The sequence below is a fragment of the Candidatus Poriferisodalis sp. genome, from assembly GCF_965208555.1.
GTDB lineage: Bacteria > Actinomycetota > Acidimicrobiia > Acidimicrobiales > Poriferisodalaceae > Poriferisodalis.
The window spans coordinates 3402572-3426182 of record NZ_OZ242342.1; the positions used below are offsets into that span (position 1 = coordinate 3402572).

At 68.4% G+C, this 23611-nt stretch carries 23 protein-coding genes; 11 read left to right on the forward strand and 12 right to left on the reverse strand.

Going from position 1 to position 23611, the window contains the following annotated elements; all coding sequences use genetic code 11:
* Position 1 precedes the first annotated feature (1 nt).
* Both ACOGXE_RS15520 and hemW read left to right on the forward strand, forming a co-directional pair.
* A complete protein-coding gene (locus tag ACOGXE_RS15520; RefSeq protein WP_419931796.1) occupies positions 2 to 292 on the forward strand; it encodes a helix-turn-helix domain-containing protein in 291 nt (96 codons plus the stop codon).
* Positions 289 to 1464 carry a radical SAM family heme chaperone HemW gene (hemW, locus tag ACOGXE_RS15525; protein WP_419931797.1) on the forward strand — a complete coding sequence of 392 codons (1176 nt, stop codon included), beginning with the start codon at positions 289 to 291 and terminating at the stop codon, positions 1462 to 1464. The genes ACOGXE_RS15520 and hemW overlap by 4 nt, the downstream gene beginning before the upstream one ends.
* Before the next feature lie 334 nt (positions 1465 to 1798).
* Here the strand turns inward: hemW and ACOGXE_RS15530 are convergent, their stop codons facing one another.
* From ACOGXE_RS15530 to ACOGXE_RS15560, 7 genes are read right to left on the reverse strand one after another with little or no spacing between them, the layout of a single operon-like run.
* The gene (locus ACOGXE_RS15530) at positions 1799 to 2248 is read right to left on the reverse strand and encodes a hypothetical protein (RefSeq protein ID WP_419931798.1); all 450 of its coding nucleotides are present in this window, start codon (positions 2246 to 2248) and stop codon (positions 1799 to 1801) included.
* The gene (locus tag ACOGXE_RS15535; protein WP_419931799.1) at positions 2245 to 2676 is read right to left on the reverse strand and encodes a hypothetical protein; all 432 of its coding nucleotides are present in this window, start codon (positions 2674 to 2676) and stop codon (positions 2245 to 2247) included. The genes ACOGXE_RS15530 and ACOGXE_RS15535 overlap by 4 nt, the downstream gene beginning before the upstream one ends.
* Positions 2673 to 2948 (reverse strand): hypothetical protein, encoded by a 276-nt coding sequence (locus ACOGXE_RS15540; RefSeq protein WP_419931800.1) that lies wholly within the window; start codon positions 2946 to 2948, stop codon positions 2673 to 2675. Before ACOGXE_RS15540 ends, ACOGXE_RS15535 begins: the two co-directional genes overlap by 4 nt.
* Before the next feature lie 49 nt (positions 2949 to 2997).
* The gene (locus tag ACOGXE_RS15545; RefSeq protein WP_419931801.1) at positions 2998 to 3720 is read right to left on the reverse strand and encodes a type II secretion system F family protein; all 723 of its coding nucleotides are present in this window, start codon (positions 3718 to 3720) and stop codon (positions 2998 to 3000) included.
* Positions 3720 to 4565, reverse strand: a complete 846-nt coding sequence (locus ACOGXE_RS15550) for a type II secretion system F family protein (protein WP_419931802.1) — start codon at positions 4563 to 4565, stop codon at positions 3720 to 3722. Before ACOGXE_RS15550 ends, ACOGXE_RS15545 begins: the two co-directional genes overlap by 1 nt.
* Complete coding sequence (locus ACOGXE_RS15555; protein WP_419931803.1) at positions 4562 to 5884, reverse strand: CpaF family protein; 1323 nt, start codon at positions 5882 to 5884, stop codon at positions 4562 to 4564. Before ACOGXE_RS15555 ends, ACOGXE_RS15550 begins: the two co-directional genes overlap by 4 nt.
* On the reverse strand, positions 5881 to 6498 hold the full coding sequence (locus tag ACOGXE_RS15560) for an RcpC/CpaB family pilus assembly protein (RefSeq protein ID WP_419931804.1): 618 nt from the start codon (positions 6496 to 6498) through the stop codon (positions 5881 to 5883). The genes ACOGXE_RS15555 and ACOGXE_RS15560 overlap by 4 nt, the downstream gene beginning before the upstream one ends.
* Positions 6499 to 6820: 322 nt before the next feature.
* On the opposite strand from ACOGXE_RS15560, the gene ACOGXE_RS15565 reads away from it, so the two are divergent.
* The 3 genes from ACOGXE_RS15565 to cysS all read left to right on the forward strand — a co-directional run bounded on the left by ACOGXE_RS15565 (position 6821) and on the right by cysS (position 9465).
* Entirely contained in the window at positions 6821 to 7153 is a 333-nt protein-coding gene (locus ACOGXE_RS15565) for a helix-turn-helix domain-containing protein (RefSeq protein ID WP_419931805.1), read from the forward strand.
* A gap of 11 nt (positions 7154 to 7164) precedes the next feature.
* The gene (locus tag ACOGXE_RS15570) at positions 7165 to 7956 is read left to right on the forward strand and encodes a type II CAAX prenyl endopeptidase Rce1 family protein (RefSeq protein ID WP_419931806.1); all 792 of its coding nucleotides are present in this window, start codon (positions 7165 to 7167) and stop codon (positions 7954 to 7956) included.
* Between the two features lie 69 nt (positions 7957 to 8025).
* Positions 8026 to 9465 carry a cysteine--tRNA ligase gene (gene cysS, locus ACOGXE_RS15575; protein ID WP_419931807.1) on the forward strand — a complete coding sequence of 480 codons (1440 nt, stop codon included), beginning with the start codon at positions 8026 to 8028 and terminating at the stop codon, positions 9463 to 9465.
* A 14-nt stretch (positions 9466 to 9479) separates the two neighbouring features.
* On the opposite strand, the gene nudC is transcribed toward cysS, so the two are convergent.
* The 3 genes from nudC to ACOGXE_RS15590 form a co-directional block, all read right to left on the reverse strand.
* On the reverse strand, positions 9480 to 10301 hold the full coding sequence (gene nudC, locus ACOGXE_RS15580; protein WP_419931808.1) for an NAD(+) diphosphatase: 822 nt from the start codon (positions 10299 to 10301) through the stop codon (positions 9480 to 9482).
* Entirely contained in the window at positions 10302 to 10958 is a 657-nt protein-coding gene (lexA, locus tag ACOGXE_RS15585; protein WP_419931809.1) for a transcriptional repressor LexA, read from the reverse strand.
* 142 nt (positions 10959 to 11100) lie between these two features.
* Positions 11101 to 11829, reverse strand: coding sequence for a dihydrofolate reductase family protein (locus ACOGXE_RS15590; RefSeq protein ID WP_419931810.1), 729 nt, complete (start codon positions 11827 to 11829; stop codon positions 11101 to 11103).
* Between the two features lie 183 nt (positions 11830 to 12012).
* On the opposite strand from ACOGXE_RS15590, the gene ACOGXE_RS15595 reads away from it, so the two are divergent.
* Positions 12013 to 14883 carry a vitamin B12-dependent ribonucleotide reductase gene (locus ACOGXE_RS15595; RefSeq protein ID WP_419933539.1) on the forward strand — a complete coding sequence of 957 codons (2871 nt, stop codon included), beginning with the start codon at positions 12013 to 12015 and terminating at the stop codon, positions 14881 to 14883.
* 22 nt (positions 14884 to 14905) lie between these two features.
* On the opposite strand, the gene hemH is transcribed toward ACOGXE_RS15595, so the two are convergent.
* Complete coding sequence (gene hemH, locus ACOGXE_RS15600) at positions 14906 to 17272, reverse strand: ferrochelatase (protein WP_419931811.1); 2367 nt, start codon at positions 17270 to 17272, stop codon at positions 14906 to 14908.
* A 146-nt stretch (positions 17273 to 17418) separates the two neighbouring features.
* On the opposite strand from hemH, the gene ACOGXE_RS15605 reads away from it, so the two are divergent.
* From ACOGXE_RS15605 to era, 5 genes are all read left to right on the forward strand, one after another.
* Positions 17419 to 17733 carry a DUF3039 domain-containing protein gene (locus ACOGXE_RS15605; protein ID WP_419931812.1) on the forward strand — a complete coding sequence of 105 codons (315 nt, stop codon included), beginning with the start codon at positions 17419 to 17421 and terminating at the stop codon, positions 17731 to 17733.
* Positions 17734 to 17891: 158 nt separating this feature from the next.
* On the forward strand, positions 17892 to 18854 hold the full coding sequence (locus ACOGXE_RS15610) for a PhoH family protein (RefSeq protein WP_419931813.1): 963 nt from the start codon (positions 17892 to 17894) through the stop codon (positions 18852 to 18854).
* Positions 18855 to 18933: 79 nt separating this feature from the next.
* Positions 18934 to 19425, forward strand: a complete 492-nt coding sequence (gene ybeY, locus ACOGXE_RS15615) for an rRNA maturation RNase YbeY (protein ID WP_419931814.1) — start codon at positions 18934 to 18936, stop codon at positions 19423 to 19425.
* Positions 19422 to 20786 (forward strand): hemolysin family protein, encoded by a 1365-nt coding sequence (locus ACOGXE_RS15620; protein ID WP_419931815.1) that lies wholly within the window; start codon positions 19422 to 19424, stop codon positions 20784 to 20786. The genes ybeY and ACOGXE_RS15620 overlap by 4 nt, the downstream gene beginning before the upstream one ends.
* 29 nt (positions 20787 to 20815) lie before the next feature.
* Positions 20816 to 21682 carry a GTPase Era gene (gene era / locus ACOGXE_RS15625; RefSeq protein ID WP_419931816.1) on the forward strand — a complete coding sequence of 289 codons (867 nt, stop codon included), beginning with the start codon at positions 20816 to 20818 and terminating at the stop codon, positions 21680 to 21682.
* 29 nt (positions 21683 to 21711) lie between these two features.
* On the opposite strand, the gene ACOGXE_RS15630 is transcribed toward era, so the two are convergent.
* Entirely contained in the window at positions 21712 to 23607 is a 1896-nt protein-coding gene (locus tag ACOGXE_RS15630) for an ATP-dependent DNA helicase (RefSeq protein WP_419931818.1), read from the reverse strand.
* Between the last annotated feature and the right edge of the window lie 4 nt (positions 23608 to 23611).

Sequence of the window (23611 nt, forward strand, 5' to 3'; positions counted from 1 at the left end):
CATGGCCAGCAACCGCCGGCACGTCGATGCGCTGGTGGGGGAGCGCCTGCGTGCAGCCCGCAAGTACCGGCGCCTGACGCTGAGCGATGTCGAGGCGTTGTCCGGCGGTGAGTTCAAGACGTCAGTGCTCGGGGCGTACGAACGCGGCGAACGGGGCGTGGCGGTGAATCGCTTGCTGCGCTTGGCGGAGCTGTACGGCGTGGCCCCCGCCGAGCTGCTGCCGAGCGGCGATCGCGCTGGCGATCAGGGCCATGCGCTGTCGCAGCGCTACCCGCCTGATTCGGTGCTGTGACTGGCGCAGACCACACGTTGCCGGCATTCGGCGTCTATTGCCACATCCCGTTCTGCACGCACCGGTGCGATTACTGCGCGTTCGCGACGTGGACCGATCGCAGCGAGCTCATCGGGGACTACATGGCGAGCTGTCGCAGGCAGGCCCAGGACCTGGCGGCCGACATGCCACCGGCGACGTCGGTGTTCTTCGGCGGCGGAACACCGAACCTGGTGCAGCCGTCGCTGCTGGGCGACGTGCTGGCGGAGCTGCGGCTGGCCCGCGGGGCCGAGGTCACGGTGGAGTGCAATCCGGATCTGGTCACACCCGAGCAGATGCAGCAGTACCGGGCGCTGGGAGTCAATCGCATCAGCCTCGGCGTGCAGTCGATGGCTTCGGCCGTGCTCGACGCGCTGGGCCGCCGTCATGACCCCCAGATGGTCGGGGCGTCAGTCACCGCAGTCCGTCAGGCGGGCATCGACCAGCTCAACCTGGACCTGATCTACGGCGCTGTTGCCGAATCGCTGGCTGACTGGAAGCGCACGCTGGCCGACGCCATCGATCTGGCGCCTGATCATCTGAGCGTGTACGGGCTGACCCCAGAGCCCGGCACAGCGCTCGGCGACGACCTGTCCCGGCATCCCGACGATGACGACATGGCCGACAAGTACCTGCTCGCAGACGAGCTGCTCGCGGGCGCCGGCTACGAGATGTACGAGATCTCCAATTGGGCTCGAGCCGGCGCCCAGTGCCGGCACAACCTGCTGTATTGGCAGCAGGGCTCCTATGCTGGCCTCGGCTGCGCCGCGCACAGCCATCGCAATGGCCGCCGCTTCTGGAGCGTTCGCACGCCGGAGCGATTCATTGCGGCGATATCGACGGGCGCATCGCCCGTGGCCGGCAGCGAGGAGTTGGGACCGGACGAGCGCCGCATCGAAGCCTTGCAGCTCGCACTGCGCACCTCCGCCGGCGTCCCCGCCGGTGCCTTGCCTGACGACGTGCAGCATCTGCTGGAACCGGCCGGGCCGGGCCACCTCAGGCTGACCGTTCATGGGCGTCTGCTCGCCAACGAGGTGGCACTCCGGCTCATGCACTCAACCGGACAGCTGGATGCGCCCGATCGCTTCTGCAGCCACAGGGCGGCTCGAGCGCCCGTCGACGTTGCCGATCAAGCCGATGATCCGCCGGGCTGAGCCCTCCACGGTCACACGCACTGCCGCAGGTCCCGCTGCGCTGACGGTTGCTGAGACGGATCCGGGCTCGAACACCGCCGACAGCCGCTCCTGTGCCATCCGCTGGCTCCAGGGGCTCAGCCGTCGAAGCCGGGAGGGGTCGACACGGTAGGGCCCACGATGGCGAAGCGAGGACTCGTCGAGGGCGAGTGAGGCGAGGTCGTTGGCGAGCGATGATGCTGCCGCCTCGGCCTCGCGCTGCGCCAGGAACGCAGCAGTGCTGTCAACGGCGACGCTCGCCAGCAGTGCGACTATCAGTACGCCAGCCGGCACGAGCAGCAGCGCCGAACCGCGGTCACGGTCCACAGGGCGCCCGCCCGTCGAGACCGTGCCGGTACGGATCGACGATCTCGCTGGCTCGGGCGCCGACCGTCACCGGCGACCAGCCGCCGCCGAGCAGTGTCAACTGCGGGACGTCTCGCGTGGCCTCGAAGGTCACTCGCTCGCAGCGGCGCAACCGGGTCGCGCCGACCGGCTCAACTGATGCCGCGCCGCTCAACCGGTAGCCGGACATAGCCCGAGAACCTGCGCCGATAGCGGCTTCGACGGCATCTGCAGCGCGGGGCCCGCGATGTTCGACAAAGGCCCGCGCGGCCTCGCGGGCCCCAGCGACTGCGGCGATTTTCGCGTCGAGCGCTGCGGTCGCCTGGGCGAGCATCAAGGTGCCCCCGACAAAAACGAGCACGACGAACGGCAGCACTTCGGCTCCCGCGGCGCCGGAGGAATCTCGACGGGGGCGGTTCACGATGAGCTGCCCCAGGGTGAACCGGCAAAGCGAGCCAGCTCGCGCCGGACCTCGAACCGGCGCTCGATGTTGCGCTGGCCGATCACAGCGGAGGTGTCCATCAGCACACTCGGCGGCCTCGCTGCCAGTTCCAATGCGACGGTGTCGTCCGTGGTGTTCCAGCGAAGCACCTCGATCTCGACCGCGGTGCCGATACGCGAGCGCAGCCAACGCTCGGCGTCGGCGATCGCGGCGGGACTGCCGCCGCCGAAAGCCGCCCGACGCGTCGCGTCGTGACCGACGGCGGTGAGGACCGATGCGCTGTAGAGATGCACCGCGACCTGCACCGCCAGCATCAGGAACGTCAGGAAGGCCATGACCGCCCACGGCAGCGCGACAAGACCGGCACCGCGGTCGTCACGGAGCATGGCCGCGTGCCGGCGGGTCACTTGCCGATCTTCGCGATCTCAGAATTCGTCGTTTCCTCGGCGTTCTCCCAGAGCGTCTTGAAGCCGACCCACATGAGGGCGCCGAGCGACGCGATGATCAACACGGCGATGGCAGCAGAGATGACTCCTTCGCCGCGCTCATTCCGCCCCGAGCTCTCCGGGGCGACGCGTGGCATTCGCAGGCCCTGCCGTCTGTTCGGTGCACCGACACCGGCTCCGGCGATGAGGGCGCCGAACAGGGCGAGCAGTGCGGCTATGGAGGCGATGTACATGGGGTGTCCTTTCGGCAGATGACGGTCATGGGTCCGGGAGGGCTCGTGTTCACAGCGCCGCATACCCGCTCAGGGCATCGCTGAACGGGATCGCCAGCAGGACGCATCCGGGCACCAGCGCTGCCACGGTGACCGGAATCCACACCTGCTCGCTTCGACGCTCGATGTGGGCGATGAGGCGCCGGTGCGCTTCCATCCGGGCGGTGCGGGCCTCATCAGACACCAACGCGGCGACATCGGTGGTGTCCTCGTGCAACGTGAGGACACCGACGAACCTGTGAATCTCGGCTGAGCCTGCATCGTCAGCCCATTCGGCCAGCGCCACCTCGACCGTCGTGCCGCCGGCGACGCGGGCGCCGACTCGCTCCAGTCCCTCGGCGCAGATGCCGTGCCCGCGTCGAGCAGCGGCATCCAGGGCGCTGCTCAGCGACATGCCGCTTGCGAGCAGCATGCCGATCTGCTCTGCCACGATCGGCAGCTCTTCGACGATCTGTGCCCGCCGCGAGGCAATCGATCGCTCGAGGCCGTGCGCGCAGGCACCGTAGACAGCGGCGGCCACAGCAAAGGCGCCGGCAAGCGCGAGCACAGGTTTCACGCCGGCGGCGGTGAGCGCCACGCCCGAAGCGGCGAGCCCTGCGACCACGCCGCCGAGTTGCCGTACGCGGAACCCGAATGGGGATTGGGAGACTCCGGCGTGTGACAGTCGCGCAGCGAGCTCGGCGTCGGCGTCGGCCAGCGTCGCAATGCGCTGTGCGAGAGCGGCGAGCGGCATCACTGCAGGAACACTCGCTGCCGCATCGGGACGGCCATGATCCGCCCGGCCCACAGCCAGCAGCCGGTCACCGCGAGCACGCTGAACGCCACCAGCAGCTGACCGTCTGCGGACTCGTAGGCCTGCCGGCCCCGCCCGATGCTCAGACCGATCACCGCCATGAACGCGGGCACCAGCGCCACGAAGCTGCGTGCGAACCGGGCGCCGGCCTGCTTGGCCCGGGCGTCGGAGCGGGCGGCGGCCTCGGCCTGGGCGGCCTCGGCCAACGCACGCAGTCGGGCATCGATCCGCACGCCGCCGATCTGGTGTGCTGCCAGCAGCGTCTCGCACACAGCGTCTGCGGTCGGGTCCGCGAGCGATGCCTTGAGAACACGCAGGGAGGCTTCGAAGTCGGTACTCAACGACCAGGTGCGCGCCGCATCGGAGAATCCCGGGCGCATGCCTGCGGGCGCATGAATTCCCGCAGCGAACAGTGCAGCGGGGATCGACTGACCCCGGTGTGCCACCAGCACGCGGATCTCTGCCAGCAATCGGGGCCATGCCCGCCAGGTGTCCCTAGCGCGAAGACGCTGCCGCTGTGTGGCAGCGCACAGCGGCGCTGCCCCGCCGAGCACGGCGACGAGGATGGGTGCAACGCCGCCGCCGAACAGCGCCCAGGCACCGGTCCATCCCGCAGCCGCGGCAGCGACTCCAGCCAGCGCGGTGCGCAGGGTCTGTGCCGGCGCTCGGAGCTGTGTCGTCGCTGCTCTGGGCATCCGCCGGGTCCCGGATACTGCGTCGCGACCGGGGGTGGAGATCAGCCACACACCCACTGCACCTGCGGCGATGAACGCGAAGCCGGTCATGTCGGCGAACCGGTCCGAACGCCGCCCCGGGCCTCGCCGCCCGGTTCAGCCTCGCCAGGCCCGGGCATCGCCAACCCGGCAGCGGCGAACCGTGACGCCACCCGCCGGGACATGTGCGGGGCCCTCACCGGCGACTCGCCGTCGCCTGCAGGCGCGAAGAGCGTGGTGACCTCGAACGAAACGGCGCCGTCGCGCTCGGGCTCTTCTACTGCCACGACCTCGGTGACCTCCACACCGGCCAGGCTCCGGCGCAGGTGCACCACGACGTCGATCGACTCGGCCACGAGCTGCGTGATGGCCGCGACGGGCATGTCGCGCACGTCAGGAGCGAGCTGGCACATGAGCCGCAGCCGGCCGAGCGCCTGACGTGCCGATCCTGCGTGAATGGTCGCGTAGCCGGTGACACCGCTGGACAGCGTCAGCAGCAAGGGGACTGCCTCGCGGTCACGGACCTCGCCCACGATGGCGACATCCGGTGCCATCCGCAGGAAACCGGCCACCAGGCGCCGCAAGTCGACGGGAGCTCGCTCGGTGCGACCTGGCCGGGTCTGCATTCCCGCCACGTTCGGAAGCGGGATGTCGAGCTCGAACACCTCCTCGGCCGTCACCACCCGCAGGCGCGGATCGAGTTCGGCTGTGCAGCATCCCAGCAGCGTGGTCTTGCCGCTGCCGGGAGCGCCCGCGAACAGGATCGACAGCCGGGCGCGCACCGCAGCGCTCAGAAAGTCGGCGATCTCGCTCGTCAGGCTTCCCATGGCGGCCAAATCGCCCAAGCTCGAGAACGCGGTGCCAGCGAACTTGCGGATGTTGAAGATCAAGTGACCGCCGCGGCCGATGTCGGGGTGGACGATATGCAGTCGGGCGCCATCGTCGAGTTGCGCATCCTGCAATCCCTCGCTCGGATCCAGCTTGCGATGGGACGCCGTCGCATCATCGATGATCCTCGTCAGCGTGCGGCGGACGTGCTGGTCATCGTGGAATGACTCATGGTGCTGGCCGCTGGGACCCCGGTGCCGCTTGACGAAGATCTCATCAGGTGCGTTGACCATGATCTCCCAGACATCACTATCGGCCAGCAGCGCCTCGAGCGGGCCGTAGCCGAGCAGGTCGCGCACGATCCGGTCGGCGAGCGCGCCGGCGTCGTCCACCGCATGGCCGCGCTCGCCGCTCTTGAAACCGAGGTTCCAGCGCCGGATCTCCTCGTGGGCGAGCGCCGTGATCGCGTGATCTGCGCCCGGCGTGCGCGGGTCCATGCCGCTGTGGCGGGCGCGTTCGGACACCGACCGTTCGATCTCGGCGAGAATCGCTGCGTCGTTCATGAGGTCGCCGGCGGCACGGCCCCCCAGGGCCGGATCAAGGTGATGGCACCGGCATCGGCCGTCGCGGCGACCGCGATGGCGGCGGCGCGGTCACGTACCTGCAAGGTGACCGTGATGGTGTCCGACAGATGCTCCGCTCCCGAGATGTCATCGACATCAAGCACGAGAGCATTCGCTGCTACCAGGCCTGCTGTGAGCGGGCCGGACGCGTCCGCGAGGCGTCGACCGGCGGCGATGACATCGACTCGCTCACCGGCTGCGACCAGCCCGTTGAGCGCGCCGGGACGGTTGAGCTCGACGGCGATGGCATAGCCCGTTTCTCGGCCGCGAATCGATTGATGCGAGCCGATGTCACCCCGGGTCAGCAGTTCTCCGGCGTGAATGGCGTCGACCACCAGGCCGCCGACGACCTCGTCGCCGCTGCCGAAGACGGTCGCTGAGACCTCGGCCGGCAAGCGAATCGACACGAGGGCGACATCCGCTGCTTCGATCACCCTGCCCGGCGCGAGGCGAGTCCTTGCGACGAGGTAGCTGGTCTCGGGCGCTGCCGCCGACTGCTCGAATGCCCACCACAGGCCGAGCGCAGCGACACCGCACAGGACACTGCCCGCCATGATCCGGGGGCGGAGCGACGATCGGACGGCGCCAGCGGAGCGACGTGTCGCAGATGCCGGCGGCAGAGGCCGGTGATCGGTTGACGGCAGCGAGTCTGCGGGCACGTTGCAGACTCCATCACTTCTGAGTGAAACAATCAAATAGTTATTGAAAATACAGAACAATTATTCAATAGGTCGAATAGATACGGCGATATAGCGCGCGATACCAATGATCGATGTCGTAGTGCACGCTGTCCGGCGGTTCGCGCAGTAGCGTTAATCCACAGGGATCGACCATGTCCCTTGAGCGCCAACAGCCGACCGACTGCGAGGTGCACCGATGCCCGAGGAGCAGACCGACTCAGGCGCCAGCGATGCAACTGGTGAAGAGCAGCACCAGGCTCCATACGACGAGATCATTTGGCTGTCCACGCTGAAGGCAGCGAACCGCATGGGCATCACCACCCGGACGCTGTATCGGTTCATCGACCGGGGTGACCTGCCCGCATACCGGTTCGGGCGTGTCATCCGGCTGCGGCTCGACGACGTGGACAGGTTCATCGAGCGCAGCAAGGTTGAACCGGGAAGTCTCGAGCACCTCTACCCCGAAGCACGCCCGGACGATCCCGATGAGGACGACGACCTCGGCGAAGACGGCGAAGAATCCGGGTAGGTCGACGGCGGTTGAGCAACGAGCAGAACCCACCCGCTGACGCTGGCGCGCCAGGGGGCGTGTGGAGCACGATCAGCCCGCGCTTCGGCGTTCACCCGGACTGGCGCACCGCTGCGAGCCGAAAGCGCTGGCCTGGGGGTCTCGCGCTGTTGTTCGTCCTTGGCCTCGGCGGCTCGCTGGTGCTGCTCGCGGCGTCGCTGCTTGCGGCGAGAACCGGCTACGACAACACCCCCATCGTCGAGTTGCTCGATCGGCCCGTCGTCGAACAACTGGTGCTCGTTGTGCTGTTCGCCCCGCTGATCGAGGAGCTCGTGTTCCGGCTTGCGCTGGCCGCCCGCCTGCGCCTCGGCGTGCTCGCAGCCGCTGCGGCATTCGGACTCGTGAACTTCGCCGGCGGCGACGGTCCCGTCATGGTCGTCGCAGCTGTCTTCGCTCTCATCGTGCTGCTGTCGGGCGCCCTGTGGATCCAATCGCTCGTCGCCGGGGTGACACGGCCCGAAGCCGGCGGCGAGCCCGGCGCGGGGCCTCCGGCATGGCGCGACAGCGTTGCGCGCTGGTGGGAGGCTCACCCGCGCTGGCCGGTGTGGTGCTCGATCGCCGCGTTCGGCACCGTGCACCTCGCCAACTACGACGTCGCCTGGTCCGTCGCTGCGGTCGTCGTGGCGCCCCTGGTGGTCAGCCCGCAGATCTGGTTGGGTCTCATGTTCACCATCGCACGGGTGCGGTACGGATGGTGGGCGGGTCTGGTGCTGCACGCGTTCCACAACCTCGCGGTCTGGAGCGTGACCACCGCTGCCGGCTGAACGAGTAATTCCCGGGTTCGCCGCGGGACCCATCGGTACCCTTGCAGCCCGAGCGGGATTCCGGCATCAGTGAGCTTGCAGATCTTCGACACGATGACACGGCGCAAGACCGCCTTCGTCCCGCGAACGCCGGGCGCGATCTCGATGTATGTCTGCGGGCCGACGGTGTACGACGTGCCGCATCTCGGCCATGGCCGCACCGCCCTGACCTATGACGTGATCCGGCGGTACTTGGAGTGGGCAGGGTTTGACGTCACGGTCGCATCGAATGTCACCGACATCGACGACAGGATCGTGGAACGTGCCCAGCGGGAACAGCGCGCCGAGGCCGATGTCGCTGCCGAGTTCACCGTCGCCTATGACGAGCAGATGGATCGGCTCGGCGTGTTGCGACCTCATTCACGGCCCCATGCCACGCACTTCATCTCCCAGATGGTCGACGTGATCGCTGAGTTGCTGTCGATCGGCGCTGCTTACGAGGTGGCGGGCAAGGGCGTCTACTTCGCTGTGGGGTCAGCCCCCGGTTACGGCACGTTGGCGGGCCGGACCTTGGAACAGCTCAACGCGGATGCCGGTGCCCGCATCGATGTCGACCCTGACAAACGCTCACCGCTGGACTTTGCACTCTGGAAGGCCGCTCGGCCGGGAGAGCCGCGCTGGGATACACCGTGGGGGGAGGGCCGGCCCGGCTGGCACACCGAGTGCGTGGCGATGTCGCTCAGCGCGCTCGGCCCAGGTTTCGACATCCACGGCGGCGGGGACGACTTGATCTTCCCCCATCACCAGAACGAGTGGGCCCAGGTGACCGCCACGGGCGAAGCGTTTGCCCGCTACTGGGTCCACAGCGCCATGGTGAACGTGGGCAGCCAGAAGATGGCCAAGTCGCTGGGCAACTACACCCGGCTCGCTGACGCGATCGACGCGGCGGGCGCCCGCGCCGTGCGCCTGCTGGTGCTGCAGACCCACTACCGGCGAGCGATGGAGATGGGACCCGACGCGCTCGACGCGGCACGCAGCGCGATCGGTCGGCTCGATGCGTTCGCTCGCCGGGTCGCTCACGCAGACATAGCGCCCGATGCCCACGCTGGAGTGCGGCGGCCGGACATCGAGCGCGGGACCGTCCCGGAGGTGGATACCGATGCCGTGGCGGCATTCGCTGCTGCAATGGACGACGATTTCTCCACACCGACTGCACTCGACGTCATCTTCCGGCTCGTGCGCAGTGCGAACGCTTCGCTCGACGGCGCAGCTCCGGGCGAGGCTGCACGCTCTGGCCGCACCGCCTTGCACCTGCTCAACGTGCTCGGGCTCTCCTGCGGCGACGAAGGCGACGACCATCTGGCCGACGATGGGCTCTCTGACGCCGAGGTGGATGCGCTGCTGGCACAGCGGGCAGCAGCGCGATCGGCTCGGGACTTCGGCACTGCAGACCGCATTCGAGACGAACTGGCGACTGCGGGCATTGTTGTCTCCGACAGTCCCGCGGGCGCCACCTGGCATCGCGGCTGAGTGCCCAGGGCCTCTCAGCCGGCGCCCGTTCGTTTCAGCCAGTCGTCGATGAGCCAGCCCGCGATGGACATGCCGCCACGCGGGCACGGAGGCAGGCTGTCGGCGGTGTACCAACCGGCTTCGACGATCTCGGTGGGGTCGATCTCGATCTCGCCGTCCTGCCACTCGCAGGTGAAACCGCACATCAGCGAATGGGGGAAGGGCCACGGCTGGCTTCCGAAGTAGCGGACGTTGTCGACCGTGATCTGGACTTCCTCGTACACCTCGCGCAGCACGGCATCCTCGAGGCTCTCGCCGGGCTCGACGAATCCCGCGAGGGCGCTGTAGAAGCGGCCGGGAAACTGCCGGCCCCACGCGAGCAGCACCTCGGGACCGCGTTCGACCAGCACGATCATGGCCGGGCTGAGCCGCGGAAAGGCCATGTGCCCGCACTCGCCGCAGACTCTCGCGCGATCAGAGGGATTGGTGCTCGTCAGGCTCCCGCAACGTCCGCAATAGCGATGGGTTCGCTCGAACTCCACGATCTGCGCGGCTCGGCCGGCGATCTGCCAGTGCTCGTCGGGAATGCGGCCATAGAGCTTTCGCAGCGGCACCGGTTCCAGATCGCCTTCGTCGAGCGGCGGTGCTTCGACAGGATCCATGTCGACGGCCCAGACGCCGGCACCGTCGAGCACGCCGAGAAATGCCGCATCAGGCGAACCGTCCCCGACAGGCGCCGTGGCGCCGGCGCACAGGCCGCCGCCCGGCACGGTGAATACTGCGCCGGAGCGGATGGGAATCCACACCCGCGAACTGTCATCCAGATCGGCAGGCGGCTGGGTGAGGACGGTGAACACTCAGAGCCGCCGGATCACCGTCACCACCTTGCCGAAGATGGTGACTTCGTTGGCGGGGCGGACGATCGGACGATGGTCTGCATTGGCAGGTTCGAGCACGACGTGATCGTCGGCGCGCCGGTAGCGCTTGACGGTGCCTTCTTCGCCGTCGATGCCAGCAACGACGATGTCGCCTGATTCTGCCTCTGGCTGGTGGCGTGCCACGACGTAGTCGCGGTCCCATATGCCGGCCTCGATCATCGAGTCGCCGCGCACCCGCAGCATGAAGAGTTCGCCGTTGCCCGTGAAGTCGGCTGGCAGCGGCAACAGTTCCTCTACGTTCTGCTGGGCCAGCACCTCGGTGCCAGCCGCGACGTCCCCGATCAGCGGCACGTGACGGGTCGGCCGTCGCTCGCCCTTCACCCCCGTCTGCCAGTCGAAGTTGACAATGAGTGCCCTGGGCCGGGAAGGATCGCGCCGGATCCACCCATCGGCCTCAAGCGACCGCAAGTGGCGATGCACGGTCGCCGGCGAGCTGAGGTTGACCTGTTCGCCAATCTCGCGCACCGATGGGGGATAGCCGCGCTCACGCTGCGTCTCGTCGATGAATTCGAGCATGTCGCGCTGGCGCGGATTGAGATGCGCGACCCGCTGGTCTGCGGCGCTGGTTGCGTTCACGGCGAACCTTTCGTGTCGGTTGCCTCACGCCGGACAACCGCTGTCCGGCGCCGGCTAGAGGCATGATTGCTGAGACAGAACTCTCGTTCCAACGGATACACTAGCAACAGATGTTCGATACAGCGCGCATTTGTTCGAAGCGCTATGACCGAGAGCGGGTCCACCGCACGAAGAGCACGTCATCATGGGCGATGACGTGGTCTAGCGCGTACGCGCGTGATGGTGTCGCCAGCGAGCCGTCGACCGGTCCAGCTGCGATGCGCGGTGCGTGGGCGCCCACCGTCAGCGGCGCGTGCGTCAGGTTCACCTCGTCCACCAGATCGGCCGCCAGCAACGCGGCGTTGAGCGTCGGCCCCCCCTCGCAGAGCACGACGCGTGTTCCGAGCCGACCCAAGTGTCTCAAGGAACCGAGCAAGTCCACGGACCCTGTGCCAGCGCGCACGAGTTCTGCGCGGCCTGCCAGCCGATCGGCGGCACCGTCGTCGGCGTCATCTGTGGTCACCACCAGCGGCAGCGGCGCTGTCGACCGGCCTTGCGGCGGGCTGAACAGCGGCAAGTCCGGGTCGACGCTCAGCGATCCGCTGACCACAGCAATGCGGGCTCTAGACCGCCGAGCCGGCCGATATCGCTCGGCGTTCGCGGTGCGCGCACCCACCAGAATGACGTCAGCTTGGGCGCGCAGTGCCCCGAACATTGCCTTGTCGGGCTCGCTCGAGAGTCCCCGTGACACACCGTCAACCGCAGCGGCACCGTCGATGCTCGCAACCATGTTGAGCATCAGCCAAGGGCGATCGGCGTGCGGCACGCGCTGCGGACCGGCGGCGTGTGCTGCGTCGGTGGCCTCGGAGGGCAGGGGATACAGCCGGTGCACGCGGCGAGTCTGCCACCGTCGCATACAGCGGCCGTCCCGGGCGGCGGCAGTCGCCCACAGGAGCTGTGGAAAACTCCGCTTGCACCATGCTGCACTTGTGCACAGGGATTTCCCCATGAAGACCCCGACATTGCCCCCTTTCCTTCCACAGGCATCCAGCCGTAGGGTCGTGGCTTCGTGGCGATGACCGAGGCGCAGCGGTCGCGGGTTGACGACCTCGATCACCGGCCTGTCGGCGCGCCGCTGCGCCTGCGCCGGCACTTCACCGCGGCGGGCACCCATCCCTACGACACCGTGCGGTGGGAGCGCTTCGATGCGTCGATCACCAACGCGGTCGACGGGTCGGTTGCGTTCTCGCAGCCTCACGTCGAGTTTCCCGCCGACTGGAGCCCCACCGCGGTCAACATCGTCGCCCAGAAGTACTTCCGGGGCACGCTCGGCACGCCGGAACGGGAGCATTCGCTGCGCCAGGTCATCGACCGCGTGGCAGGCACAATCACCCGCTGGGCGGCCGGCGACGGCTACTTCGAATCACCGGAGGAAGAGGCGACCTTCTCAGCAGAGCTGGCGTGGCTGCTGGTTCATCAGCGGGTGGCCTTCAACAGCCCGGTGTGGTTCAACATCGGCGTGCAGGGCGTGCCTCAGCAGGCGTCGGCGTGCTTCATCCTCGCTGTCGACGACGAGATGGAATCGATTTTGGAGTGGTACGTCACCGAGGGCCGCATCTTCAAGGGCGGCTCGGGTGCCGGGGTGAACCTTTCGGCGCTGCGGGCATCGTGCGAGCCGCTGTCGGGCGGCGGAACGGCGAGCGGCCCAGTCAGCTTCATGCGCGGCGCCGATGCGTCGGCGGGCACGATTCGCAGCGGCGGCAAGACTCGCCGCGCCGCCAAGATGGTGCTGCTCGACGCTGACCACCCCGATATCGAGGCCTTCGTGTGGTGCAAGGCGCGAGAGGAGCGCAAGGCGCGGGCCCTCGCCGCCGCGGGCTTCGACATGGATCTCGACGGCGCCGACTCGTTCTCGGTGCAATACCAGAACGCCAACAATTCAGTCCGGCTGCCCGATGAGTTCATGGAAGCAGTGGCGGCCGACAGCACATGGGAACTGCGGACGCGCACGAGCGGCGAGGTCACGTCGGTCATGCGCGCACGCGATCTCCTCGGCCAGATCGCCCAGGCGGCGTGGGAATGCGCTGACCCCGGCGTGCAGTTCTCGACCACGATCAACAACTGGCACACGGCGCCCGATCATGGCCCCATCAGCGCAAGCAATCCGTGCAGCGAATACGTCCACCTCGACAACTCGGCCTGCAACCTGGCGAGCGTCAACCTGCTGCCCTTCTTCACCGATCACGCAGCTGACGGCGGCGATGGCCACTTCGACATAGAGGGCTTCCGCCAAGCGGTGCGCATCACGTTCATCGCTCAGGACGTGCTGGTGAGCCACGCCGACTACCCGACGGCCCAGATCGGCAACACCTCCCGAAGCTTCCGCCAGCTCGGCCTCGGCTTCACGAACCTGGGGGCGCTGCTGATGGCAGCGGGCGTTCCGTATGACTCACCCCAGGCACGAGCGCTTGCGGCATCGCTCACCGGCCTCATGTGCGGTGAGGCGTATGCCACTTCAGCCGATCTGGCCGAGCGGCTCGGACCCTTCGATGGCTTCGGCACGAACGCGGCGGCGATGCGCGGGGTTCTGGGTATGCACCGAGGCTCGCTGGAGGCCATCGAGGGCTGTCCGGAGCCAGCAGGCGCCGGCGCAGACATGCCCCAGCATGCCGGTCCTGCAGGCCTGCATGCGCTGACCGAGGATCTGCGTGCGGCTGCACGTGCTCGCTGGGATCATGCCGTGTCCGGCTGCGAGTCTCATGGCGTCCGGAACGCCCAAGCCACCGTGATCGCTCCGACGGGGACGATCTCGTTCATGATGGACTGCGACACCACCGGCATCGAGCCCGATCTGGGCTTGGTGAAGCACAAGAAGCTGGTCGGCGGCGGTGACCTGCGCATCGTGAACTCCACGGTTCCCGTCGCTCTCGGTCGGCTCGGATACTCGCTCTCGGAGATCGCCGACATCGAGGCGCACATTCTCGCCACCGGCCACATCGCGGGTGCGCCGCACATGGCCGATGCTCACCGAGCGGTGTTCGCCTGCTCGATCGGCGACGGCGCCATCTCGCCGCACGGCCATATCGCGATGATGGCTGCCTGCCAGCCCTTTGTCTCCGGTGCGATCTCGAAGACGGTCAACCTCGCCGAATCGGCGACGGTCGCCGACATCGAGGACCTGATCGTCGAATCATGGCGGCTGGGGCTCAAGGCGGTGGCGATCTATCGCGACAACTGCAAGGTGAGCCAGCCGCTGTCGGTCGGACCGGCGACAGCAGCCCCCCTCGCACAGGAAACGGGCGCATCGGACGGGGCGACGGCATCCGCTGCCGCGGCGCTGCAGGGCGCCGTGGTGCCGCCGCGCAACCGGCTGCCGCGCAGCCGCCAGTCGCGCACGTTCTCTTTCCGGGTCACCGATTGCCACGGCTACATGACTGTCGGCGAGTACGAGGACGGCCGGCCCGGAGAGATCTTCCTCACCGTGGCGAAGCAGGGCTCCACGTTGGCCGGGATCATGGACGCATTCGCCATATCGGTCAGCCACGGCTTGCAGCACGGTGTGCCGCTGCGTTCCTACGTCGAGGCCTTCACGAACATGCGGTTCGAACCGGCGGGGCTCACCGACGATCCCGAGCTGCGGATTGCCACCAGCATCGTGGACTACATCTTCCGCCGGCTGGCGCTCGAATACCTGTCGTTCGACGAGCGCAGCGAGCTAGGGGTGCTCAGCGTGGACGAGCGCACCGATCCGCCGCTGCCCGGTCTCGAGAGCGCCTCAGTCGAGACCGCCATCGGCGCCGAGCCTGCGCCGGACCCGCCGTCGCGGCCTGTCGACTCGGCCGGGTACCGCGACGCTCCGCTGTGCATGACCTGCGGCGACCGTATGGTGCGTGCCGGCTCATGCTTCGCCTGCCGCTCGTGCGGCGCCACCAGCGGCTGCGGCTGAGGGTCTGGCTGCCGGCCGGCAGTCAGACAGGGCGCTCGACTTCGCAGCACCCCGGCGTGCAGGCGTCCGGGCGTGGCCCGAGACGGCCGACGGCGGGCCGTGCCGACCGCAGGCCGGCAGTCTCCTCCACCAGATCGACCAGCGCCTCGACGAACAGCGGGTGCGTGCCGACCGCGCGGGCGCGCACCATGGTGATTCCGGCGCGAGCGGCAGCCGCCCGCGCCGCAGTGTCGAGATCGACGAGCACTTCCATGTGGTCAGAAACGAAGCCGAGCGGCACCACGAGGACGGTACGGCAGCCCATCGAGCCGAGCTGGGCGAGACGGTCGTTGACGTCGGGTACCAGCCACGGCACCTGCGGCGGACCGCTGCGGGACTGGTAGACGACCTCGAACTCGCCGGTGAGGCCCGCCATGTCGGCAACGGCCTGAGCGGTATCGCTGAGCTGCGCCTCGTAGTCACACGATGCCGCCATCCGGCTCGGCAGGCTGTGCGCAGTGAACAGGGTGTGCACGTCGCGTCGCAGGCGTGCCCCGTCGAGCGCTTCGCGGACGCGCTCGGCGACAGCGCCGGCGAAGCCCGGGTGATTGCCATAGACGCGCACGCGGGACAGCTGCGGTGCGCGGGGCACGGTGCTCGCTGCCTGCGCCAGATCCTCGTGGTATTGACGGCAGCCGGAGTAGGAGCTGAACGCGGAGGTCACGATCACCGCGGCATGACGGCGGTCCTCGGCGGCCATCTGGCCGACGGTGTCTCCCAGGTACGGATGCCAGTTCCGGTTGCCCCAGTAGCACGCCAATGGTGTGCGCCGGCGAGCGAGTTCGCTCGATACAGCCGCCAGCAGGGCACGATTCTGCTCGTTGATGGGGCTGACGCCGCCGTGTCGCAGGTACTGCGCTTCGACGCGGGTGAGCCGTTCTGGGGGGATGTCGCGTCCTGCGGCCACGTTCTGCAGGAAGGGCATGACGTCATCGGGACCCTCGGGCCCGCCGAACGACAGCAGCAGCACCGAATCGATCGACATGGGTCCGAGTGCCGTTTGGGCCGGTGCCGCCCGGAAAGACTGCACCGCGATCGTCCTACGGCGCCCGTATCCGGCGGCGGGAATAGCGCCGTCGGGTTGCGCGACAAGCGCAGATGCGACCTGCTCGCGGGGTGCCGATTTCGTGCCACGACCGGCGGCCTCACCGTCGCCGACAGTGGCGAGAGGAATGACGCGGGCACGCCCGGATGCGACCAGCAACGGCACCGAGGTGAGCGCAACGATCATCGCCGTCACGATGGTCACGCGGTAGCCGGCGCCGTCGATCAGCAGTCCGGCCAGCGGCGGTCCGGCTAACCCGCCGATGCCCGCCGCGGTGTACAACGCGCCCAAGACGCCGCCGAGGCCGGCGAGCCCGAAGAGCTCTGCGGCAACTGCGGGGGACAGGGCAATGAAGCCGCCATAGCTGCATCCCATCACCAGCGCGTAGATCACGAGGACTGGGTAGTTGTCGCCGGCGAAGAACCAGATCAAGTAGCTCAGCCCCATGATCGTGAAGGAGAGCTGGTACAGCCGCATGAGCGGCAGCACAGTGCCGAGTGCCCCGAGGGCTAGCCGGCCGAGCAGCGAAGCCAAGCCGATGATGCTGATCAGCCACTGACCGCCTGGCTTGCCAAGGTCGTCGAGGTAGTCCTTGATGTAGATGATCGGAATGAACAGGCTGGCGCTCAGCAGCATCATGGAGAAATAGAGCAGCGTGTACCGCCGGTTGTGCATGAGCCGGCGCAGCGACGGCATCTCGCTCTGGGGCGGCACGTAGGGCGGCCGCCGTGCGGCGATCGCCGCCAGCATGAGCAATCCCGTCGATACGACAGCCAGCACCTGGTAGGTGTCCCGCCAGCCGTAAAGCTCGATGAGCCATTCCGCAGCCCAAGCCCCGGCGAAATGGCCCAAGCCGATCCCGGCCACCGCGACACCCAACGCTGCGGTGCGGTGACGTTCGAACCAGCCGCCGACGACGGACACCATGGGGACGTAGGCGCATGCCACGCTGATGCCTACGCCGAGCACGTACGTCGTCATCGCCAACCACAGGCTCTGGGCCAGGCTGGTGGCCCACAGGCCGGCTCCCAGTGCGACTGCTCCGGCGAGAAGCACCCGCCGGGGTCCGTAGCGATCGCCGAGGCGGCCGGTGAACACACCGAGCACGAAGTAGAGGAACGTCGGGATCGCGAAGAGCAGCGAGGCCAAGCCGGTGCCGATGCCGAACTCGTCCCGGATGGAGGCGAGGACGACCCCGAAGCTGTAGGCCACAGCAAAAACAGCGAAGGTGGCGAGCGAGGCCGACAATGCGACGGCCCATCCGGCGGCGGAATCCAACCTCTGGCCGTTTTCGGCTGGGCTCATTGCGCCGCCTCCGGCGGCTGGGACGAAGTCCTGGCCATGCTGGGTGTGGGTTGCCCTTCCAAGCACGCATGCACCGCCAGTGCGGTCACGGCGCGAACGGGCACATTACTGCCGTACCGTTGCACGGGCAGGAGCCGGCCCCACACGTGACCCTGAGCAGCGAGATGTCCACCCATACCGCCAACATCTATGCCATCGGCGACCGCGCCGTCAGCGGGCTGGCCGCCAGCGGTGCTGCTGCCGGCAGTCCCGATGTCATCGAACGTCCGGACACCCGCACGACTGAAGGCGACCACGATCGCTTCTCCCACTATGTCAACAAGACCGCCCTGACCCGCTCGGCCGTCAGCGGCGAGGCGGTCGTGGCGTTGTGCGGCAAGAAGTGGGTGCCGACACGCGACGGCGAGCGTTACCCCGTGTGCCCGGCTTGCAAGGAGATCTACGCCGCCTTGCGCTCGTGACCCTCCCGCACAGGTCGAGAATTTGGACCATGGCCGATTGTGAGACGCGACTAGCCTTGACTCCATCGTGACCGAGTCAACCGTCGGCATGCCCGATTGCCGTGTGCGCGGCACCGACACATGAGTGCTGAACCGCTGACCGCTTGCGCCGGAGCCCAGTGACCGATACCCAGGTTCGGATACACGTTCCGGGCAATCACCTGATGGTCGGCGTGCTGGGCCAACGCGACGAACACCTGCGTGTGGTGGCGGATCACTTCGCTGATGCCGACATCCACGTGCGCGGCAACGAGATCACGGTCGCTGGGCCCAGCGCACCGCTCGTCGGGCAGGTGTTCGAAGAGATGGTGCATGTCCTCGAAGCCGGCCAGCGCATCGAGCCCGAGATGCTCGACCGCGTCATCGACATGGTCGAAGCCGACGAGAGCCCGAGCGACGTGCTGTCTGCCCCGATCGTGCGCGCACCCAACGGCAGGGTGGTACGTGCCAAGAGCGCCGGCCAGAAGCGCTACGTGGAACTGATTCGCTCCAACATCGTGACGTTTGCCGTCGGGCCGGCCGGCACCGGCAAGACCTGGCTGGCGGTGGCGCTGGCCGTTGATGCGCTGATGTCCAAGTCAGTGCGGCGCATCGTGCTCACCCGGCCTGCGGTGGAGGCAGGCGAGCGGCTCGGATTCCTGCCCGGGGATCTGATGGCGAAGATCGACCCGTACCTCGCTCCGCTGTACGACTCGCTGTACGACATGCTCGATGTCGAGACCGCCGCCAAGCTGCTCGAGCGCAAGACGATCGACGTGGCACCGCTGGCATTCATGCGCGGTCGCACCTTGAACGACAGCTTCATCATCCTGGACGAGGCACAGAACACCACGCCCGAGCAGATGAAGATGTTCCTGACCAGGATCGGCTTCGGCTCCAAGGTGGTTGTGACCGGCGACCGGACCCAGATCGACGTGCCGGGCGGCAAGAGCGGCCTCATCGATGTGGAGCAGGCACTGGACGGCATTCCCGGGCTTGCCTTTGCGCGCCTCGGCAGGCGGGACATCACCCGGCATCGCATCGTCGGCGACATCGTGGCGGCATATGACCGACGTGACGCGAAACGCAACGGCAGCGAGTGAACCGGCGGCGGAGGGACGCTCAGGAGTCCGTCGCGCCGCGCAGGCCGACGGCTGCGCCCCCCGCGTCAGCGAGCACCGCGTGCTGATCGCAGATCGTCAGGACGACGTCAGACTCGACACCCAGCGCTACCGGACCCTCGTCCGGCAGGTGCTGGAGGCCGAAGGGGTGCCACCCGGCTCGGAAACAGCGCTCACGTTTGTCGGTACCACGGAGATGGCACAGCTGAACGAAGCTCACATGGGCCATGCGGGACCGACCGATGTGCTCGCGTTCCCGTTGGATCTTGCGGCGGGGGTGACGGCGCCAGACCGTCCCGGGCCCGCCCCCGCCCTGGTCGGCGACATCGTGGTGTGTCCCGCCGTGGCTGCGGAGAATGCAGCGGCAGGTGCCGGATCTCGACCGGGCCACGACGGCAGCGTCGCGGCCGAGGTCGACCTGCTGGTGGTGCACGGGGTGCTGCACTTGCTCGGCATGGACCACGCGGAGCCTGCCGAAGCCGCTGCCATGCGCGCCCGCGAGGCGGCGCACCTGCGCAGCCTGTCGAGCGCGAGCCCGGGGAGCTGCTCGTGAACTGGGTGCTGGGCGCGCTCGCGGCGACGATCCTGCTCGTGGCGGCCATGTTCCTGCGATTGGTCGAGGCGACGTTCGTGCGTCTAGGGCGAGCCCGCGCTTCGGGCTTGGACGAATCCAACGGGAACGGTGAGCGCCACAACGGCGACCGCGACAACGGGCACGCCGGCGCTGCGCAGAAGGCCTCGCTGCAGGAACTGGTGGCGGACCGCGAGATCGTCTTGGGCCCTGTCTCGTTGCTGCGCGTCCTGGCCCAAGTGACGCTGGTGGGCGGTGTCACCTGGATTGCAGCGAGCCGTACTGGCCCGGCGGGCATCGTCGCGGCCATGGCCGTCACGGCCATCGTGCTGTTCGGCGTCACCGAAGCCATGCCCCGACGCTGGGGGGTCGAGGCCAACGACCGCATGGCCCGGGTGCTGGCACCGGTCGCTCGTGTGCTGAGCCGCACAGGACCGCTCGCCTGGGTTGCGCGGCTGCTGGCATTCCCGGCCAGGGCAGTGGGACCTGCCGCGACGCAGGGCGACAGCGGTGAGATCACCGAGGATGAGCTGGTGGCGCTGGCATCCGCCGCGGCCCAGGCCAGGCTGATCGAGGACAGCGAGGCGGAGCTGATCGGCCAGATCATGGAGCTCGGCGACACCATTGTGCGAGAGGTGATGGTGCCCCGTCCCGACATGGTCACTGTCAGCAGAAATGACAGTGTCGCGGAGGCGCTGGAGCGGGTCATCGCGTCGGGCTTCACCCGCTTGCCGGTGACCGCCGACAGCGTCGACGACTTGCAGGGAATCGTGCTGGCGAAGGACCTCGTCGCTGCCTACCTGCATGGCACCCCGTCAGACGGACCAGATTCCGGTGGTGTGGTGACGTGCGCGCAGGTGCTGCGACCGGCCACCTTTGTTCCCGAGACGAAGCGGGTCAGCGACCTGATGCGTGAGATGCAGGAGTCCAAATCGCATCTCGCCATCGCCGTTGATGAGTACGGCGGCGTGGCTGGGCTGGTCACGCTCGAGGACATCATCGAAGAGCTCGTCGGGGAGATCGCCGATGAGTACGACGCCGACGAGGCCCTGGTTCAGGTCGTCGGCGAGGACGCGTTCCAGTTCTCGGGCCGGCTGCCGGCGTCGAGACTGGCCGAGGTGCTGGAACTGCGGCTGCCCGATGGCGACTGGGACACGGTCGGCGGTCTGGTGCTGGACCGCATGGGCCATGTGCCCGAGACGGGAGAGACCACCGAGCTGGACGGCTGGTGCCTGTCGGCGGTTGAGGTGGAGGGACGGCGCATCAACCTCGTCGGCGCCCGGCGGGGCCCCGCTGCAGACAGCCCGGGATCGGCAGGCGTCGGCTCAGCGGGTTCTGCCTGAGCCTGGAGCAAGGGGTGCGCTCAGGCTTTGTGACCTTGGTCGGGCGCCCCAATGCGGGCAAGTCCACGCTGCTGAACTGCCTTGTGGGGGCAAAGGTCAGCATCACCTCCGACAAGCCCCAGACAACACGCCTGCGGGTCATGGGCGTTCGGCACCTGCCGGATGCGCAGATCGTCTTCGTGGACACGCCCGGGATCGGTAAGCCGGTCACCTCATTGGGCGAACAGCTGAATGAGACCGCCAGGACGGCGATTGCCGAGCTGGAGCCGGTCGACGTCATCTGCATGGTCATCGACGCGACCGCGCCGCTGGGCCGTGGCGATCGCCTGGTCTGGGAGTCGCTGCCTCCGGGCGTGTCCACCGTGGTCGCCGTGACCAAGTGCGACCGGGCGTCGAGAGCGCAGGTAGCGGCCCAGCTGGCGGCCGCCGGGGAGTTCGATGCCGGCGCGTACTTCCCCGTGTCGGGCACGACCGGCGACGGCACCGCTGCCCTCATCGAACATCTGGCGGCCGGCCTGAGCGAGGGCCCTGCCTATTTTCCGCCCGAGAGCGTCACCGATCTGCCCGACGCCTGGCGCATCTCCGAGGCAGTGCGCGAGCAGTTGCTGGCGCGCTTGGGCGACGAGCTGCCCTACAGCATCGCAGTGCGCGTCACCGAGTGGGAGCCCACTCGCATCCGCTGCGACATCGCCGTCGAGCGTGCATCGCAGAAGGGCATTGTCATCGGTCGAGGCGGTCGGATGCTGCGAGAGGTGGGCACGGCGGCGCGCCGTGAACTGGGCCTCGACGGCGTGTACCTGGAGCTTCGGGTGCGCGTCGAACCGGATTGGCAGCGCACGCCTGACGCCGTCGCTCGCATGCTCGCGCCCGAAGCCCCCTCACGCCCTCACGACTGACGATTCCGCTGCATCACGGAGGAGGCCGGTCAGTGCGCGCATCCTCGAAGGAACTCGATCGCCTCGGTCTGGTCGATGCTGCGACGCATGGGCGGCAGCGGATCGAGCAGGCGCGACCGGTAGCGGGCCGTGGCGAGCCGCGAGTCGAGCACCGCCACCACCCCCCGGTCTGTGGTGGTGCGGATCAGCCGTCCCACACCTTGGGCCAGCATGTCTGCGGCGTTGGGCACGTCGACGGTCATGAAGGCATCGGGACCGGCGGCCTCGCGCCGAGCTGCAGCCAGGGGCTCGTTGGGCCGTGTGAAGGGGAGCCGGTCGATGGCAAGCAGCGACAGGGCAGGCCCGGCCACATCCACGCCCTGCCAGAAGCTCATCGTGCCGCACACCACCGTCGTGGGATCGTCACCGAGCGCCTCGAGCAGCGCCGCGTTCGACAGCTCGCCGCCCTGGCGCAGCACCCGCATGCCGCTGAGACGCTCAGTGAGCGCATCCGCGGTTTCAGTGAGCGCGCGCCAGCTCGTGAACAACGCGAGCGTGCGTCCGCCCACGGCGGAGATGAGCGCCGCCAGCTCGGTGATCGCTGCGGCGCGGTAGGCCTCGTCGGTGGGGGCAGGCAGGTGCCGGGCGCAGTACAGCAGCGCGTTGGTCCGGTAGTCGAACGGGCTGCCCACCGAGAGGTACGTGTGGTCGGCGGCCGGCACGCCGAGCCGCTGGACAAAGTGCGGGCCGAGCGTCGCGCTGGTGAGCACGCATGATTGCCGGCCCCACAGCCGGCTGGCGAGCAGGTCACCGACGTCGAGCGGTGCCAGCCGGAGGCGGCCGCGGCCTTCGACCAAAATGACGGTTCCCTGCGGAGGGTCCAGCGCGACACGCAGCGCAGTCAACGACTCCGCCGCGAGCCGGGCGACGCGCAGCCGTTCCAGTTCTGCGGCTTCGTCGGTACTGCCTGACCGCAGCTCGGAGGCGAGTTCGACGACACGGCCGTCGGCGACCTCGAGCAGGCTGGCCAGATCACCGGTGATCGCGCCCAGGCGGGTGTCGCGCAGGGGACTGAGTTCATCGGCCAGACGGTCCGACATGTCAGCCACGGCATCCGCCGCCGCGCCCGCAGCACCCACGGCGCGCGCTTCGGTCGCCAGCCGCGTGAAGCCGGCAGGGGTGATCTCCAGGCCTGCGACCTGGGTGACGACCGGCTCGAGCTGGTGGGCCTCGTCGAATATGACTGCTTCGTGCGGCCCGAACAGGTATCCGTCGCCGAACAGGTCGATGCAGTACAGGTGCTGGTTGGTCACCACGATGTCGGCTCTCGCGGACCGGGCCCGGGCGTCCTCTGCAAAGCAGTTGTGCCCCTGGGGGCAGCGCTCGGCGCCGATGCACTCCGTGCTGCTCACCGACACCGACGACCACACGTGCCCGTCGGGCGCGACGGCCAGCTCCGAACGGTCGCCGGTACGCGTTCGGGGCGCCCACTCCCCGATGTGCGCGAGCTGGCGCTGTCGGGCCAGCTCGGCGGGCGAGGCAGGACCGCCCGCCATATCGAGCCGCTGCTGGGCATGCTCGCCGAAACGGTGGCGGCAGAGGTAGTTGTTGCGTCCCTTCAGGACTTCCCATCGCACGGGGCGTCCGAGCACCCTGGCCATTCCGGCCGCCACCAGCGGAAGGTCCTTGCCCACGAGCTGATCCTGCAACGCCAGGGTCGCTGTGGCGATCACGACCCGCTTGCCGGCCGCAGCCGCAAGCGCGGCCGGCACCAGGTAGGCGAGCGACTTGCCCACGCCCGTGCCGGCTTGGCACAGCAGCGTGCCCCCGCCGGCCATGGTGTCGTGCACCGCGGCTGCCATCTCGGCTTGGCCCCCTCGTTGCTCGCCGCCGCCCGGAAGCTCCGCGACCACTGCGTCGAGTGCTTCGGAAGGTACGTCGCTCATCTCT